Below are 16126 nucleotides of genomic sequence, written 5' to 3'. Positions count from 1 at the left end.
TAGATTAAGCCTTCCAGATAAATTCACTCAGTAGAGAAAACCCGCAACCAGTTCCGTATTAGTTACCATTGCCAACCAAGATAAAAGGTGACCAATAAAAAGGATGTCGCTTAGTATGTTTGAGTTTAGCCTCTCTAAGGGCATCAACTTTACTCATACCTTGGTCAAGGTTTTGATAAAACTGCACCATAATCTCTTTAGTAGTTTCATCATCAGCACCCCACAAACTAGCCATAACAGCTTTAGCACCAGCCCTTTCAAACAGATAGGCAAGTCCAGCGATTTCTCGCCCATCAGAATCAGCTTTCAAAGCAGTTTGACAAGCACTTAAAGTAATTAGCTCAACATTTTTCATTCCCAAAAGAGCAGCATCTCTAATATGAAAAGAATTTTGATTAGCAAAAAGAATTGTATTAGCTTCCATATCCATATCGTTAGGAGAACAACCTTCCGATTTAAAACAACAACCTTCAGGTTGAAAACAACCATGGGTAGCTAAGTGAAGAAATGGGAATTGAAGCCCTTGAAATTTGAAAGTATCGAGAGTAGCTTTCTTGCCGACATATTTTTCACTTCCTGGTAGGATTTGGCTAATACTCTCAACTTCTGCTTCCGCCCCAGGCAAACTATAGGGTTCTACTGGAACGGGATTACCCAATGCTAAAATTCCCTGTTGATTGGAAATTGCTTGTTTTTCGGATTCCAAGGAATTAACGCTCAAACGAGTGAGATAGTGAACGGGGTACTTCTCAATTAGATATTGCTTAGTTTGTTGGTCGTAGAGAGTTTCAAAAGGAATATAGCGGAGTTTTCCTGTAGGAATAATAGCGATGCGATTAGGGGATAAAGTTTTAATCTGCTCTTCAACAGGACGAATCAGAAGGTCATACAATTCTCCTCCAACACTCTTATAACCTCTAGCACGGCGGTTTTGTAGTTTATTACGATATTGACTGATAAGGTCATCAAATTCTTTGGGGTTGATCGAAACTTGGGTAACAGTTAGAGGTTGGTCTTTGGAGAGAATAAAAACAGCAATGCTATTGGGTACATTATCAATATTATTGTCAGTAAGTAAAACAGGTTGAATCACTACTGTGTCTGATGGAAGATTAGCTCTGAGTTTATTTATATCTTCAGGAGTAGTTTCCAATAGTTCAGCAATTTCTGGAAATTGGTCAATGGTATTTTCAGCCAGTTGGTTTACTTCTGCTTCTAAGCTACGAATTTGTTGAGAAAGTTTGGGAGAAGACTGGAAAAAATCATCTATTTGCTGGTTTAATTGCTCATATAAGTTAGTAAGCTGCTGAGTTTTTTGATTCCATTCATCAACAGCAAGTTGTGCTTGAGGATTAGCAACTTTAGCCTCAACCAAACGAGTATAGTTAGCTAGTTCAAAAGTAGTAAAGCGATTGACCCATTCATAGGCTTGTTCCGCTTTATTTTGTTCGATAAGAAGATTGGTAAGGGCAATTGCTGCTCCTTGTTTAATCTCCAAAAATGAATTTCTATTATTCCTAAGTAAGTTCCCACGCATTTTTAGCGTGATTTGAATAGATTTTTCCCAATTGGAAATAGCTTTGGTTATTTGATTATTTTTTTGATGAACTAAGCCAACATTACTTAAGACCGTGACTTGCCTTAATTTATCCTCCAATCGATCTATAATTTCTACAGATTTTTGATAGTATTCTAATGATTTATTAAAATTTTCTAAACTATGATAAACTTCCCCAATGTTATTTAAGCTGACTGCTTCTCCTGTTTGATGTTTTATTTTTTGGAATATGGTTAAAGATTGCTGATAATAATTTAAGGCATTAGTGTACTGTCTTTTTTTTGAGTAAACTCCACCAAAATTATTTAGGGTAATTGCTTTTTTTTGGGGATTTTTAATCTTATTTAATATATCTAAAGACTCTTGATAATAAATCAATGCTTCATCAAGTTTTTCTAGATTTTCATAAATCAATCCAATGTTATTTAATGTAGTAGCTGATCCTTCAATATCATGATTTCTTTTTCTGATAGGTAAAGCTTGTTGATGATAGACTAATGCCTTTTGAAAATTACCAATTTCTTGATACAGTACACCAAAACTATTAAGAACTATTGCTGTTACTGCATCATCTGGAACATTTTCTAAAGTATTTAAGGCTTGTTGATAGTAATCTAGTGCTTTTTGTGGCTTTCCTATATTTCTATAGACTTCTCCAATATTATTTCTAGTATTAGCTTCCCCTATCTTCTGTTCATATTTGATAAAAATATCTAAAGCTTTTTGATAATTAATTAATGCCTCCTGTGGCTCTTTAGTATTCTTGAAAATTAAACCGATGCCGTTGAGAACTTCTGCCTCCCCAAAAGCATTCTCAGTCTTTTGCATAAGATTTAAAGCCTTATTGTAGTTAAAAAGAGCTTTTTGATATTGTCCTAAAGTAATAAATATTTCACCTAAATTAGCTAATGTTGCAGCTTCTCCATTAATATCAATAACTTTTGTTTGATAAATTATTAGAGCTTGTTGATAATTATCTAGAGCTTCTTTCTTTTTGCCTATTCTTTTGAAAAATGCTCCAAGATTATTCAAACTTTCTGCTTTTCCTGAGATGTCATTGACTGATTGACGAATAGTTAAACTTTGGCTTAAATGATTGAATGCTTGTTCCAATTCTCCATGACTATCATAAAGCAATCCAAGATTATTTAAGACACTTGCTGTTTCTTTGTCCATCTCAAATTGTTGAAAAACTTTCAAAGCTTCTTGGTAGTGCTTTAAAGCTTCGTTGAATTGCATCTGATCACGATAAACTTCTCCCAAATTGTTATTGATAACTGCTTTTTCAATTTGATTATCTTGATCGTTATCTATTTGATTATTTCGTAAGTTTAAAGCTTGATTGTAGTATTTTAAAGCCTTTGTAAATATCCCTTTGTTATAGTAAATAAACCCCATATAAAAGAGTGTAGTTGCTTCCAGGGAAAATTCTTCTAGAGATTTCAATATTGGTAATGCTTGAGCATAATTGTCTAAAGCATAATTCAACTCATTAGCATTTTCATAGTTAACAGCCAGCCAAAAAAAGGCAAGTGCTTCTAACTCTGAATTGCTCGCTTGTTGTGCAATTACTAAAACTTTTTTCCATGTTTCAACAGCCTCTAACCATTGTTTGTGGAGTCTTTGTTGTTCTGCTTTCTCCAGAAGATCGTCGATTTGCACCTCAATATTTTGCATTTTTACTAAACTTGTTTGAGCCATTAATGGCGTAGCTATGGATGTTAGGCTTATATAGATTAGTAGTAAATAAAGTACTCTTTTCATTTAAGTATTTGTAGACGAGGTGGCGTTAAGATAGGAAAGATATGACTTTTAATCTATTAATAATAATTAGTTTTTAGTTACCATTGCCAACCAAGATAAAAGGTGACCAATAAAAAGGATGTCGCTTAGTATGTTTGAGTTTAGCCTCTCTAAGGGCATCAACTTTACTCATACCTTGGTCAAGGTTTTGATAAAACTGCACCATAATCTCTTTAGTAGTTTCATCATCAGCACCCCACAAACTAGCCATAACAGCTTTAGCACCAGCCCTTTCAAACAGATAGGCAAGTCCAGCGATTTCTCGCCCATCAGAATCAGCTTTCAAAGCAGTTTGACAAGCACTTAAAGTAATTAGCTCAACATTTTTCATTCCCAAAAGAGCAGCATCTCTAATATGAAAAGAATTTTGATTAGCAAAAAGAATTGTATTAGCTTCCATATCCATATCGTTAGGAGAACAACCTTCCGATTTAAAACAACAACCTTCAGGTTGAAAACAACCATGGGTAGCTAAGTGAAGAAATGGGAATTGAAGCCCTTGAAATTTGAAAGTATCGAGAGTAGCTTTCTTGCCGACATATTTTTCACTTCCTGGTAGGATTTGGCTAATACTCTCAACTTCTGCTTCCGCCCCAGGCAAACTATAGGGTTCTACTGGAACGGGATTACCCAATGCTAAAATTCCCTGTTGATTGGAAATTGCTTGTTTTTCGGATTCCAAGGAATTAACGCTCAAACGAGTGAGATAGTGAACGGGGTACTTCTCAATTAGATATTGCTTAGTTTGTTGGTCGTAGAGAGTTTCAAAAGGAATATAGCGGAGTTTTCCTGTAGGAATAATAGCGATGCGATTAGGGGATAAAGTTTTAATCTGCTCTTCAACAGGACGAATCAGAAGGTCATACAATTCTCCTCCAACACTCTTATAACCTCTAGCACGGCGGTTTTGTAGTTTATTACGATATTGACTGATAAGGTCATCAAATTCTTTGGGGTTGATCGAAACTTGGGTAACAGTTAGAGGTTGGTCTTTGGAGAGAATAAAAACAGCAATGCTATTGGGTACATTATCAATATTATTGTCAGTAAGTAAAACAGGTTGAATCACTACTGTGTCTGATGGAAGATTAGCTCTGAGTTTATTTATATCTTCAGGAGTAGTTTCCAATAGTTCAGCAATTTCTGGAAATTGGTCAATGGTATTTTCAGCCAGTTGGTTTACTTCGGCTTCCAAACTGCGAATTTGTTGAGAAAGAGATTCGGAAAGACTATTTTGTAATCGTTCGTATAATGCAGCAAGCTCCCTAGTTTTTTTCTCCCACTTATCAACAGCAAGTTGTGCTTGAGGATTGGTAACTTTAGCCTTAATAAGGCTAGTATAGTTTGCTAGTTCAAAAGTGGTAACAAGGTTAATCCATTCATAAGCTCGTTCCGCTCTATTTTGTTCAATTAGAAGATCGGTAAGAGCAATTGCGTGAAGTTGGTTATCTTGTATAAATGATTGTCTATTTTCCCGAAGCAAATTTCTACGTGTCTGTAATGTAAGGGAGACAGATTTTTCCCAGTTAGTAATTGCTTCAGTTGAGCGATTTGTATTTCTGTGTACAAGAGCAATATTACTAAATATAGTGGCTTCTACTGAGCGATTAGGGTATTTTTTAACAATAGCAAAAGCTTTGTTGAAGTAACTTAATGCCTCTTGATATTGACCAATTTGAAAATACACTATTCCAAGATTATTAAATGTTTTTACTTCTCCATTAAAGTCATTAAATTCTTGACGAATAACCAAGGCTTGTTGATGGTATGTTAATGCTTCTTGATATTGATGAAGAATCTCATAGGCTGCTCCAATATTATTTAAAATAGAGGCTTCCATAACACGGTTGTTAACTTTCCGAATAATGGGTAAAGCTTGATGATAGTATTTCAACGCTTCTTCAGTGAGTCCCATATACTGAGCAATTACGCCGATGCTATTAAGGGATTTTGCTTCTCCATCGCTATCTTTAATTTTCCGACGAATAGCTAAAGCTTGACTAAAGTACTTTAATGCCTCTTCATATTGTCCAATCTTACGGTAGATTTCTCCAATGTTATTAAGAGAAAGTCCTTCTTCATAATAGTGCTTAATTTCGCGATAAATAGCTGAAGCTTGACTAAAATACTTTAATGCCTCTTCATATTGTCCAATACTTTCATAAACTCCACCAATATTATTAAGAACACCTGCTTCCCCATCGGGGTCGTTAATTTCCTGCCGAATGACTAAAACCTGGTTATAGTAATTTAGAGCTTCTTGTATTTTTCCAATAGTGTGCAATGTTAAACCAATATTATTAAGAGCCGTTGCTTCTAAACTTCGGTCGTCGATCTCTCTAAAAATAGCTAAAGCTAGATCATAGTATTTCAATGCTTCTTGGTATTGTCCTATGTTGCGATGAACCTCCCCCATATTATTAAAAGCACCTGATTCACCTAATGGATAGTTCACTTGTCTAAAAAGTGAGCTTGCTTCATCATAATGTTTCAATGCTTCTTGATATTGCCTGAGTTCTTTATAGTCAACGCCAATAGCTAACAGTGCTATAGCTTGTAATTTTTTGGCATCAGCTTGCTGTGCAATTACAAGAAGTTGATTCCATGTTTCTATTGAGTTTTGCCATTTTCCTTGTTGTCTTTGTTGCTCTGCTTTTGTGAAAAGTTCTTCAATTTCTGTTTCAAAGTTTTCCATTTGTGCCCAACTTTTTTGAACCATTAACGGCATAGTTAGAGATGTTAAGCTAATGCTACACGTTAGCAGTAAAGATAGTATTTTTTTCACAATATTATTTGACTATGATGTAAAGTGAGTCATCAGAGTAATGAAATAGCTGGTTTTTAATTTGTTTAAAGATCTACTGCCATAGTTTTTATCGTCATTTTTTGCTCTAATGAGTCAAACTCTATTTCATTGATTACATATAAACTATCCATTGCTATGGATTTTATTTCGTCTATCTCTTCATCACTAAAAATAGTTTCGATGTCAAGTTTCCCCGTATTAGAAGAATTTTGCACTTGAAAAGCAGCCAAAGGAAATCCTTTCCAAATTTCTGTTTCTTCGGTGTTGTTGTCCTCTCCCCTAATTTTTCTCCGTGTTCCATCAGAATCAATAGCATACACATCCCCAGAAAACTCTAATCGATTGATTTCTTTCAAGGAAATAGATTGAGAAAAATCTTGAGCAGAAAGTGTTAACTCTTGTTGATTAAAATCTGTCAACTGACCAGTTAGAGAGCTTCCTGATTTGAGCCAAACAGTTACTGACTCTCGCAATCCTACCTCCAAAAATTGTTCCATTTCAGCCTTTGGTGCTTGTGCTTGGTCATTAGCAACAGTTTGGCTATATCCCCCAAATCCAATTAGTGAGATTAGAACAGCGAAGCCAGTAAGGAAAAATCTTTTCATGGTTAGCAACAAAATAAATTTAGCAATGGGTAGAGCCTAAAAATGCCTAATATTAATTATTAAAAGACCTTGAGGAGAAATTTGTGGTTTCTAATTCACAAAACGATAATGAGCCTAATCTTTTAGGTAAATTAGTGAGCTTGGCAATATTCTTGGGAGCTGGGCTTTATTTCACAGGCTGGACATATCGCTGGGCTTACTACAGTTTTTTTACTTTAGAAGTTACTACTTTGGGTTTACCCATAGAATCATTTTATATTGCTGCTGTTCAAGCACTCTTTGGGAGTCCCTTAACCATTTGTAGAACTATTGTGGCTGCTATCTTAACGCCTATTGTTATTCATTTTTCCTTATGGTTTATTGAACACTTTATTTTTGATTTTCTCAAAAACATTTGTAATAAAATCCAATCTCGCCTAAATCGCTATACCTATAGAAGAAGGGGAACATGGATCTCACAAGGAATAAATTCCTTTGCTAATTTTAGTTCTACCGAATTTAATACCATTAAATTTCTCCGTTATCTCAATCGTGAAATTATCGTTGTTTTATGGATTGGCGTAGTTTTATTTTGGTTAGCACAATGGCAAGCTGAAAAAGATGTTTGGAAAGATCTTGTTAACGAAACCTCTACTTTGCCTGTTGTTACTCTCATTACACCACAAGACGCATTGAGATTCGGACGTTCAGAGAATAATCCTTTGCTTAATCCTTCAGATGTTCGTATTATTGGCGATAGAGATCGATATACCAATCTTTTTGGTAAAGAGCTTACAGATGCTCAAAATTCAAGGGTTTGGCGTTTGTTGATTGATAGAGATGGCTATTTTTATATTTTTCCTGCACTTCCTTCAAACAGTTCTCGAAGTTCACGCCCCCCTGTTTTAATGATTTATGAGAGTGCGCGAGGAGATCAATTAATTATTCTTAGTCCTAAAACTTCTGAACAAGTGAGGAATAAATGAAGCAACTAACGTTACATATCAATTGATGTACCCCAAGATTATCGAGCTTGATGTTCCCATCTGGGTAATTGCTCCCCGAGAAGGTCAGGGGAGGGATGCAGATCGCAAATGTTCTCAAAGTTTACCCAAAGCGCGAACCCATCTGTAAATTGAGTCCTGATGAGTTTAACCAGAGGTTAGATAAAATAATGGCTTCTCATTGCCGAAAATAGCTTGTTTGCTTTTTTCCTAAATTGGTTTGAATGACCGAGATTTATAGTGAGTTGAGAAGATTGATATTTGACCTTTTCAATCTTCTCAAGAGTGTTTATAACCTTTATGCAGCGAGAACTTTCTCAGCAATAATGGGAGCTACCATTTCAGGATTAGCTCTTAGTCTCTTGGCAATCTGCGCGACCAGAAACGCTTTTTTATGGTCGCGATTATTAACTTTCTGTTTTATTCCCAGTGCTGAAGCAATCTTACGGGCTTTTCTCAGAGTAATCTTATCGATCTCAACTCCGTCCAATAATTCCTCAACTGTGGGCTTCTGCTCAACCTCTATAACTGTTTCCGTAACCTCTTCGTTTTCAGACCAAAGAACATCCTTTAACTGTTGCTCGATGGGTTTAACAGTAGGTACTGTCAAATTATCATTGTGATGAACAATCTCACCATCTTGATTAACTTCCCATGCACCCTCATCGCTTTCCACAGCAGGAGCATACAGCCAAACCAAAACAATGTAGTAAACAACAAATAAAACCAAACCAAACATCATATCTTCCATGACCTAAAAAACCTCGTAGTGTGTATCAAGAAAAGTGTCTAAATGTAGCGAAACCCTTTACCAATCAAGAATGCAGTTAGAAACTAATGATTCCAAAAAATGTGAACTTTGCCATCATTAGTCTTGAGGGTGAACACATCACCACCAAGTTCCATATCTCTGCCCATGCTTTCGTAATCAATGTAGCGAGCAATATTATCGGGAATATTGCCAACGCTTCCTTCTGATAGCTCTTCTGCATAGTCAGCCAGAGAATCGTATTCTCCCGAATAGCTATCCTCTAAAGCATTTTTTGCAAGATCCATGTCTCCGCATAAGTGAACAATAACTAATCCAGCCAATTCGCCCTTTTCAGAAATCAACTCGGCTGCCGTTGCTACATCTTCCAAACTAGGATGTTCGCCCAAATAACTTCCCGCACCGTAGAATTGCTCGTAATCGTGAATCGCCCAATCCTCAGCTACAAGTTCGGGCGAGCCACTCAACATCTCATCAATTTCGGCTTGGATATCCGACTCATCCTGATTCGCATCTATCCATTCACCCCTCAACTTTCCAGCGTTGTAAGCAGCCAAATCCGCCACATAAATCTCTGGATTAGAAGAATTATTAATTGTCATACCCGTACAAAACCTTAATAACAGTACAGGTGTTATGGAGAATCAAACAGTTGATTGACATATAAAGGAAAAGCCCAATGTCCCAAACCAATCAAAAATACAAGACTTTTGAAGACTTACAGGTCTGGCAAGAGGCGATCGCCCTAGCAGAAAAGATCTATCAAATCACCAGTCAATCTGAAGAACTATCCCGCGATCGCAGCCTAGTTGACCAACTTAGGCGGGCATCAGTATCGGTATCTGCCAATATTTCAGAGGGCTTTGAGCGTCAAAGGCACTCAAAAAAAGAGTATCTACGGTTTCTCTCCATCGCCAAAGGATCGGCAGGAGAGGTGAGGAGTTTGCTTACTGTAGCCCATGCAGTTGGTCATATCGACTTCGAGACATTTTGGCTGCTCAAGTTCAATGCTCTCGATATCAGCAAAATGCTGGGCTATCAGATGAAGTGTCTAGAAAAACTCATCATTGAAACCGAAAAAAAGAACAAAAACACCTCCTTACGGTACTTTTCGAGGAATAGAAGCTCTTCTAAAACCCATCACACCAATCAACCAAAGCTTCTGGTCAATACTTCCTAGTCCATTGAGAAGAACTAGAAATTACTAACCCACTAATGCCAAGCTGATCGAAGGTAGGAAAAGTAAATTGAGAACGAAATCGCTCAACTCGGCGATTGAACCCTCGAAAGTCAAAGTTGGCTAGCCATTGTTTAAATGATTCTGAAACAGGCTTTTTAGCATTTGCCTGCTCGTATTTGGAGCTATCAAACAAATAAAGCTGAATACTTTGATACTTTCCCATAAAGCTAACTAAAATTGAGCTTATTTTTTCGAGTACATCTAGATATTTAGTTTCGCGGTACTCTTTAATTTCCCTAATCAAAAGATCGATTTTACAGACAGCATCGGACAATAAGATAAATAGAGCTTCATCACTATATCGATGATTGAACATTCGAGATATAGGAGCTAGTATTCTTTTGATTGGAGTAATTGCTAGTCCAGTAACAAACTCTCTTCTTTTCCGCCGATTGTCTTTGCGTATTTGAGCAGCAACTTCTTTTACCGTATGATAGACATACTGAAACTCTTCCCAGTAAATAAGACGCATTCTATCATTGAGACTTTCATTTGAAGGGATATAAATAGACATAATTTTAAAAGAGAAGATGTGTAGAGAAACTTCTTTTGTATGTCTACATTATACCATATATATGGTTGCAAATACTGAATAAATATGTAAATAAAAAATGTATATATCAAATTTATTAATACTCAGATACTAATTTGTATTTACGATATTGACGACGTTTTACTAATTTCTTGAAAACTTCTTCTGCTTCAGTAAAACCGTTACATCTATTTTCCATTTGCCGTCCTCTTTTGGAACGAATATCACCCCAAGAGCGCATTATTTGATACAAGAATTTAATAATAAACAACAACAACAAAGATCCATTTATCTCCGTAGTGTAATTATTAATTGTTACATCAATTTATTTACACAACGTAGCATGAAAACATGAACCTAACATTACAGAAAGGTATCGACCCGATAACCAATCAAACCATCTGGCTAATGCTCGATGAAGACTATGAAGTGGTTACTCCGATACAGCAGTATCTAACCTTTCTCACAACTACCAAATCACCCAATACCGTGAAGGCATACGCTTACGCTTTGAAATACTGGTGGATTTTTCTAGCTCACAAATCCTTAGATTGGCGTGAAGTTAATCTATCTGACATGGGAGATTTTGCTTACTGGCTGAGAGTAGGAGAAGCGACCAAGGTTATCTCAACTCAATCAATAGAAGCCATTAGGTCAGAGAGAACCGTCAATCATGCCATTACTGCTGTAACTAATTTCTATGAATATCACATAGCCAACAAGACAGTAGATTTTAAGCAGTTTGAGAGATTTTATTTGCCTCATGGTATCAGTCGTGTGGGTGGCAAAGGGTTACTTACTGGTATTGCTAAAAGCAAACCACTCCGACAAAAACTGGTCAAACTAAAGGAGAAAAAGAAGTTTCCTGGTTGTTTGACTGACGAACAAATATCAACTCTTGTAAATGCCTGTAATCGTCTCAGAGATAAATTAATTATTCTGATGCTTAACAGTACAGGAATTAGAAAAGGAGAACTTCTATCCTTAATGCACGATGATGTAGGAGACTTCGACCAACATTTTATCCAAGTAGTCCAGAGAGATAATCATCCCAATGGTGCAAGAGCGAAAGGACAAGAGAGAACTATTCCTATAGCAAGCGAACTACTCTCGATATATAACGACTACCTCATCTACGAATATCCAGATACAGATTCGGGATATGTCTTTGTCAACATCTGGTACGGAAAAATCGGTCAACCAATAAATCCTTATGTGGTCAATACCATGTTTAGAAGACTGTCTGAAAAAACAGGTATTCATGTCTATCCCCACCTATTTAGACATACCTACGCCACAAGGTTATTGAAGGCTGGTTATGCACCTGAACGAGTTAAGCATTTGTTAGGTCATGCCAGTATCCAAACCACTTTGGATATTTATTCTCACGTAATAACGGAAGCAAATCTTTGCTCGGTAATTGAAAAAGAGGAGGCAACATGAGTTTAAATCAGTTTGAATGGCTAGACGATTACGACAATCTATTCGAGGGAGAAATACCATTTCAGCTACTAAAAAATCCTCTACTGCAAAAAGATATTTGGCATACGGTAGATGATTTGAATCTTAGAATAAGTCCCCATAAAAGAACCTTAAGCTTGAATTTTCAACCCATTGCTTCAGATTGGTTTAAATTGCTAGTTAAGCTATACGTATTAGTCAGAAGCCAACCCAATAAATCTAGTAATAGCATTGACGGGTATCTCATTCATTTAAGAAAATTTTCTCAATTTTTAGTTGAGAAATCTATCCATCATCCCAAACAAATAGACAATAACTTATTTGAAGAATTTGACTACTATCTCAAAACTAAAGGACTAGGACATAAAACTTTGGTACATTATCGAACTACTATCTGTACCTTCTTTGATGTTTGTCGTGCTGAAGGTTGGCTCGATATTAATACCTATTGGTTTCAAGGGAAACGCCATAGAGGTCATCCCAACCATAAAGATGTAGAGTATATTCCTGAAGAAGTTTGGCATCAACTAGAAGAAAATCTATATCGTTTACCAGAACCAGTACAAAGGATGATTCTGGTCATCAAAACAACAGGGATTAGAGTCGGCGAACTATTAAATTTACCATTAGACTGTCTTAGAAAAAGAGGCAAGCAATGGAGACTTCGTTTCACTACAGAAAAATATAATGTTGAAGATGAAATCCCAATAGCCGTCTCAGAATTAGTAGCAATAATAAAAGAGCAACAGAAATATATTAGAAAGCACTTTGGAGAAAGATTTGACCGACTTTTTTGTAATAATTCTCCTGGTCGTCGCTACAGCAAAAATGGCTCGTTTGCTTTCTTTCCCTATCCTAAAGTGATGCAGACAGCTACCTTTAACCAATGGTTAAACAACCTAGGTAAAACGGCTAATATTCGCACAAAAGAAGGAAAAGTTTGGAGATTCAAGTCCCATCAATTTAGAAGAACAGTAGGCACTGTGATGTCTAATGCGGGAATTAGAGATTTGATTGCCCAAAAATATCTGAGGCATCGAAGTCCAGATATGCTGTCCTACTACCAACATCTACTCAAACAGACATTGGGTGATGAACTTGAGAACTTAACCAAAGAGAAAAAGTACGTTGATATCACGGGAACAGTAGTAGAGACAATTAAACCCAAAAATCTTGTTACTGAATTTATTCGTCGCAAAATGTATCCCCTGACAACTCAGTATGGGGAGTGCCACAGACCAGTCTTAAAATCTCCCTGTCAGACAGTTAATGCTTGTTGGAGATGTCTGCATTGGCGAATTAGTGATGAAGACCTTGATTACATACAAGAGGATTTGGCAAGGCTAGAGGATGAATTAAAGATAGCCAAAACACTATCAATGACTAGACAGCAACAAGGGTTAGAGGATGACAGAAATAACTTATTAGTAATTATTAAAGGTTTGGCGAAGAACTAGTGATGAAAGTAAATTGGTCAAAGGATTATCAACGTGAGTTTGTTTGTCCTCATTGCAAAACAAAAGGTTTGAATCTAAATGGCAATAGTACAAATAAAAACAGAAGATTATTTCGATGTCCTCAATGTAGGAAGGTAACATCTAATAAAATTAAGCTCAAATTTCCCAATGCCAGAACAGGTATTAATTGGAATAGGGATTATAAAATTGGAGAATTCGTTTGTCCCAACTCTGATTGTAATTCGAGGGATATTAGACTACACAACCAACCTCACGGTAAACAAAGGTTTAGATGTAATGTTTGTGGGACTGAAACATTTGACTTTATCAAGATAACGCCGAAAAATTTAAGTCAGTATGCTCACAAAAGACCGATTAAACCATTCTCTTTTCAGGATAATCAATGGGACATTAGAGCAATTAAACCACCAGCTAACGAACAAGAACAAATTTTAATTGCTAATTTTGAAACAGTCGAAAGGGGCTGGTTTAGAAAGTTAGTAAAGCACTATATCTATCATCTTTGTCAGCTAGATAAATCTATCAGTACCCTGACACACCATCTTTCTAATTTGCGAATTTTTTCTCAGTATTTAGCCAAGAAGAAAATATATGGCATTAATCTAATAGATCGCAGCTTAATTCTCGACTTTCTGACTTGGGATAAGACAGGTATTTCAGGTACTAGAGCTAGATTATCAACATTAAGAAATTTCTTTGAGATTGGTAATATTAAGAACTGGTTTGTAGTTGACCCTCATCTTATTCGAGATGATGATTTTCCTAAAAGTAAAGTAAGTAACCCCGACCCCTTACCAGATAGCGTCCGAGAGCAAATCGAGTCTATCAAGCCATTGAAAGACTACAGAAGCTCAACGCTAAAATCAATTTTCATACTGTAGCTAGAGAAGCACAGGTTAGTGTTAGTTATCTCTACAAATATCCAGAAATAAAACAACACATAGCAGAGCTGAGAAGCAAACAAAACTCTCTCCCTGCAAAACCCGTAGCGAAACCTAATTCAACATCTCAGGGTAAGGTAATTACTCGTCTTCAATCAAAAATCAAGAAGCTAGAAGAGGAAAATAAGGAACTCAAACGTAAATGCGAAGCTCTAGCTGGACAAGTATATCGAGTTCACCAGCTTCAAGCACAAGTAGAAAGATTACAAGAGCAAAATGAAGAAGTTAGGACTAAATTAGGCGAACAAGTAATAGAGAAAAAAGTAACGTCTATCGCTCAGAAAAGAAAAGCTAAAGCTCAGATTTCGGACAAGATTAAATCTAAGCTAGATAACCTGGGAATTAATCTCAATCCGACCTTAACTAAAACAATAACAGCAGCAACAGAAGAAACTGTATTGGCTGCGATTGAAGCACTACAAGACCAGTTGTCAAGAAAAGATATTCCCAACCCTGGAGGCTGGTTAAATACGGCAATCAAAGAAGGCTGGAGCTTACCCGAATCTATCTCTATTAAATCGACTACACCCCAAGCAAAGACTGTCACGGCTACAAACAAACCAAGCAAAAAACTGATGTCTTCTGAAAAGCTCAGGCAATTAAGTAATTTATTCAATAACGAAGATGACTGATAATAACCTACCTCCAGCTAATATTGAAGCTGAAGAAGCCATACTGGGTGGAATTTTACTCGACCCTGCTGCTATGAATACCGTCGTCGAGATTCTTACCATCGATGCCTTCTATGTTTTGGCTCACCAGCAAATATACAAAGCAGCATTAGAACTTTACAACAAAGACGAGCCAACAGATTTAATGGCAGTTTCTACTTGGCTATCTGACCGCAAACTACTTACGAAAGTGGGAGGCTCAACTAAGCTAGTTCAATTACTCAATCGTACTGTTTCAGCGATAAATATCGACCGCTACACGAACCTGGTTCTACAGAAGTATCAACGCCGTCAGCTCATAGCAGCAGCTAATGAGATTGCTGCTTTAGGATACGATAACGCTACTGAATTAGAAATAGTCCTCGATACTTCTGAAGAGAAGATATTTAACCTGACTAATAATCAACAAAATAAATTTCAACCTAAGCCCATTAATGAATGTTTGGCAAACGTTTTTAGAAAAATAGAACAAGGTTCATCTCCCGCTTATCCCACTGGTTTAACAGATTTAGATGCCTTAATTAGTGGCTTAATTAAACAAGATTTAATTGTCATCGCAGCTAGACCGAGTATGGGTAAAAGTTGGCTCGGTTGCTATTTGGCTAATCATATTGCTCACAGTATTAAAAAACCTGTGGTGTTCTTCTCTGCTGAAATGTCGTCAGAACAAGTCACCAAACGATTTTTATCAATGCACGCGGAAATTGACTCACAGCGATTAATGCACAATCAGATCTATGAGGATGAATACGATTCTTTAGTCGAAAGTTTAAGTAATTTAGCAGAACTACCAATCATTATTGATGACACTCCTTCTAGCGAACTAACTCCAACTAGAATACGTTCTGTACTACGTCAAATTCAATCAGAGAAAGGGGAATTAGGATTAGTAATTTTGGACTATATCCAAAAGCTGGGAGATAGGGGAGCGATTAATCGGGCAGGAATTATTGGTAAATATTCTGGTGCTTGTAAGGATATAGCCAAGATGTTTGACGTTCCCTTTGTAGCTCTAGCTCAAATTAATCGAGGTGTAGAGACTCAAAGTAATAAGCGTCCCACTATAGCTTCTGTTAAAGATAGTGGGAGTTTGGAGGAAGATGCAGATTTACTGTTGATGTTATATCGCGATGAATATTACAACTCGGATACTAATGAATCGGGAATTATGGAGATAATAGTTGGGAAAAACAGAAATGGTGCAACTGGAACTTGTAAAGTGGTTTTTGACCCTAGTATTGGCAAATTTGAACACCTTATAATTATCACTTGAATCATA

At 36.5% G+C, this 16126-nt stretch carries 15 protein-coding genes and 1 pseudogene; 8 read left to right on the top strand and 8 right to left on the bottom strand.

From position 1 onward, the window contains the following. Nucleotides 1-58: 58 nt before the first annotated feature. The 3 genes from I4641_RS17440 to I4641_RS17430 form a co-directional block, all read right to left on the bottom strand. Nucleotides 59-3259 carry a CHAT domain-containing protein gene (locus tag I4641_RS17440; protein ID WP_229641858.1) on the bottom strand — a complete coding sequence of 1067 codons (3201 nt, stop codon included), beginning with the start codon at nucleotides 3257-3259 and terminating at the stop codon, nucleotides 59-61. Between the two features lie 136 nt (nucleotides 3260-3395). After that, nucleotides 3396-6056, bottom strand: a complete 2661-nt coding sequence (locus I4641_RS17435; RefSeq protein ID WP_229641857.1) for a CHAT domain-containing protein — start codon at nucleotides 6054-6056, stop codon at nucleotides 3396-3398. Nucleotides 6057-6211: 155 nt separating this feature from the next. Continuing rightward, the gene (locus I4641_RS17430; RefSeq protein ID WP_229641856.1) at nucleotides 6212-6772 is read right to left on the bottom strand and encodes a hypothetical protein; all 561 of its coding nucleotides are present in this window, start codon (nucleotides 6770-6772) and stop codon (nucleotides 6212-6214) included. A gap of 83 nt (nucleotides 6773-6855) precedes the next feature. On the opposite strand from I4641_RS17430, the gene I4641_RS17425 reads away from it, so the two are divergent. Continuing rightward, entirely contained in the window at nucleotides 6856-7737 is an 882-nt protein-coding gene (locus tag I4641_RS17425; RefSeq protein ID WP_229641855.1) for a hypothetical protein, read from the top strand. A 25-nt stretch (nucleotides 7738-7762) separates the two neighbouring features. Continuing rightward, entirely contained in the window at nucleotides 7763-7885 is a 123-nt protein-coding gene (locus I4641_RS23865) for a hypothetical protein (protein ID WP_263858261.1), read from the top strand. Nucleotides 7886-8053: 168 nt separating this feature from the next. Here I4641_RS23865 and I4641_RS17420 read toward each other — a convergent pair whose 3' ends face one another. Together I4641_RS17420 and I4641_RS17415 are read right to left on the bottom strand one after the other, a co-directional pair. Next, the gene (locus I4641_RS17420) at nucleotides 8054-8506 is read right to left on the bottom strand and encodes a hypothetical protein (RefSeq protein WP_229641854.1); all 453 of its coding nucleotides are present in this window, start codon (nucleotides 8504-8506) and stop codon (nucleotides 8054-8056) included. 83 nt (nucleotides 8507-8589) lie between these two features. Continuing rightward, a complete protein-coding gene (locus tag I4641_RS17415) occupies nucleotides 8590-9126 on the bottom strand; it encodes an antirestriction protein ArdA (RefSeq protein WP_229641853.1) in 537 nt (178 codons plus the stop codon). Nucleotides 9127-9203: 77 nt separating this feature from the next. Between I4641_RS17415 and I4641_RS17410 the strand changes: the two genes are divergently transcribed. Then, a complete protein-coding gene (locus I4641_RS17410; RefSeq protein ID WP_229641852.1) occupies nucleotides 9204-9704 on the top strand; it encodes a four helix bundle protein in 501 nt (166 codons plus the stop codon). On the opposite strand, the gene I4641_RS17405 is transcribed toward I4641_RS17410, so the two are convergent. Both I4641_RS17405 and I4641_RS17400 read right to left on the bottom strand, forming a co-directional pair. Continuing rightward, nucleotides 9691-10278, bottom strand: coding sequence for a hypothetical protein (locus tag I4641_RS17405; RefSeq protein WP_229641851.1), 588 nt, complete (start codon nucleotides 10276-10278; stop codon nucleotides 9691-9693). The genes I4641_RS17410 and I4641_RS17405 overlap by 14 nt on opposite strands. Before the next feature lie 115 nt (nucleotides 10279-10393). Continuing rightward, nucleotides 10394-10537, bottom strand: coding sequence for a hypothetical protein (locus I4641_RS17400; RefSeq protein WP_229641850.1), 144 nt, complete (start codon nucleotides 10535-10537; stop codon nucleotides 10394-10396). A gap of 110 nt (nucleotides 10538-10647) precedes the next feature. Here I4641_RS17400 and I4641_RS17395 point away from each other — a divergent pair, with 110 nt between their 5' ends. From I4641_RS17395 to I4641_RS24235, 4 genes and pseudogenes are all read left to right on the top strand, one after another. Then, entirely contained in the window at nucleotides 10648-11739 is a 1092-nt protein-coding gene (locus I4641_RS17395; protein WP_229641849.1) for a tyrosine-type recombinase/integrase, read from the top strand. Continuing rightward, nucleotides 11736-13214, top strand: a complete 1479-nt coding sequence (locus I4641_RS17390) for a tyrosine-type recombinase/integrase (protein ID WP_229641848.1) — start codon at nucleotides 11736-11738, stop codon at nucleotides 13212-13214. The genes I4641_RS17395 and I4641_RS17390 overlap by 4 nt, the downstream gene beginning before the upstream one ends. A gap of 2 nt (nucleotides 13215-13216) precedes the next feature. Next, a complete protein-coding gene (locus I4641_RS17385; RefSeq protein WP_229641847.1) occupies nucleotides 13217-14116 on the top strand; it encodes a site-specific integrase in 900 nt (299 codons plus the stop codon). Then, a pseudogene (locus I4641_RS24235) lies at nucleotides 14068-14265 on the top strand (DUF6262 family protein); the annotation flags it as partial. The gene I4641_RS17385 and the pseudogene I4641_RS24235, both read left to right, overlap by 49 nt. Before the next feature lie 209 nt (nucleotides 14266-14474). On the opposite strand, the gene I4641_RS17380 reads toward I4641_RS24235, so the two are convergent. Next, nucleotides 14475-14792 carry a hypothetical protein gene (locus I4641_RS17380; RefSeq protein WP_229641846.1) on the bottom strand — a complete coding sequence of 106 codons (318 nt, stop codon included), beginning with the start codon at nucleotides 14790-14792 and terminating at the stop codon, nucleotides 14475-14477. A gap of 8 nt (nucleotides 14793-14800) precedes the next feature. Between I4641_RS17380 and dnaB the strand changes: the two genes are divergently transcribed. After that, nucleotides 14801-16120, top strand: coding sequence for a replicative DNA helicase (gene dnaB / locus I4641_RS17375; RefSeq protein ID WP_229641845.1), 1320 nt, complete (start codon nucleotides 14801-14803; stop codon nucleotides 16118-16120). The last annotated feature ends 6 nt before the right edge of the window (nucleotides 16121-16126 follow it).

Origin of the sequence: Waterburya agarophytonicola KI4, assembly GCF_020640915.1 — a bacterium.
Classification (GTDB): Bacteria; Cyanobacteriota; Cyanobacteriia; order Cyanobacteriales; family Xenococcaceae; genus Waterburya; species Waterburya agarophytonicola.
Note: the sequence above shows the minus strand (reverse complement) of the source record. Positions and strands in the feature narration are given on the sequence as shown.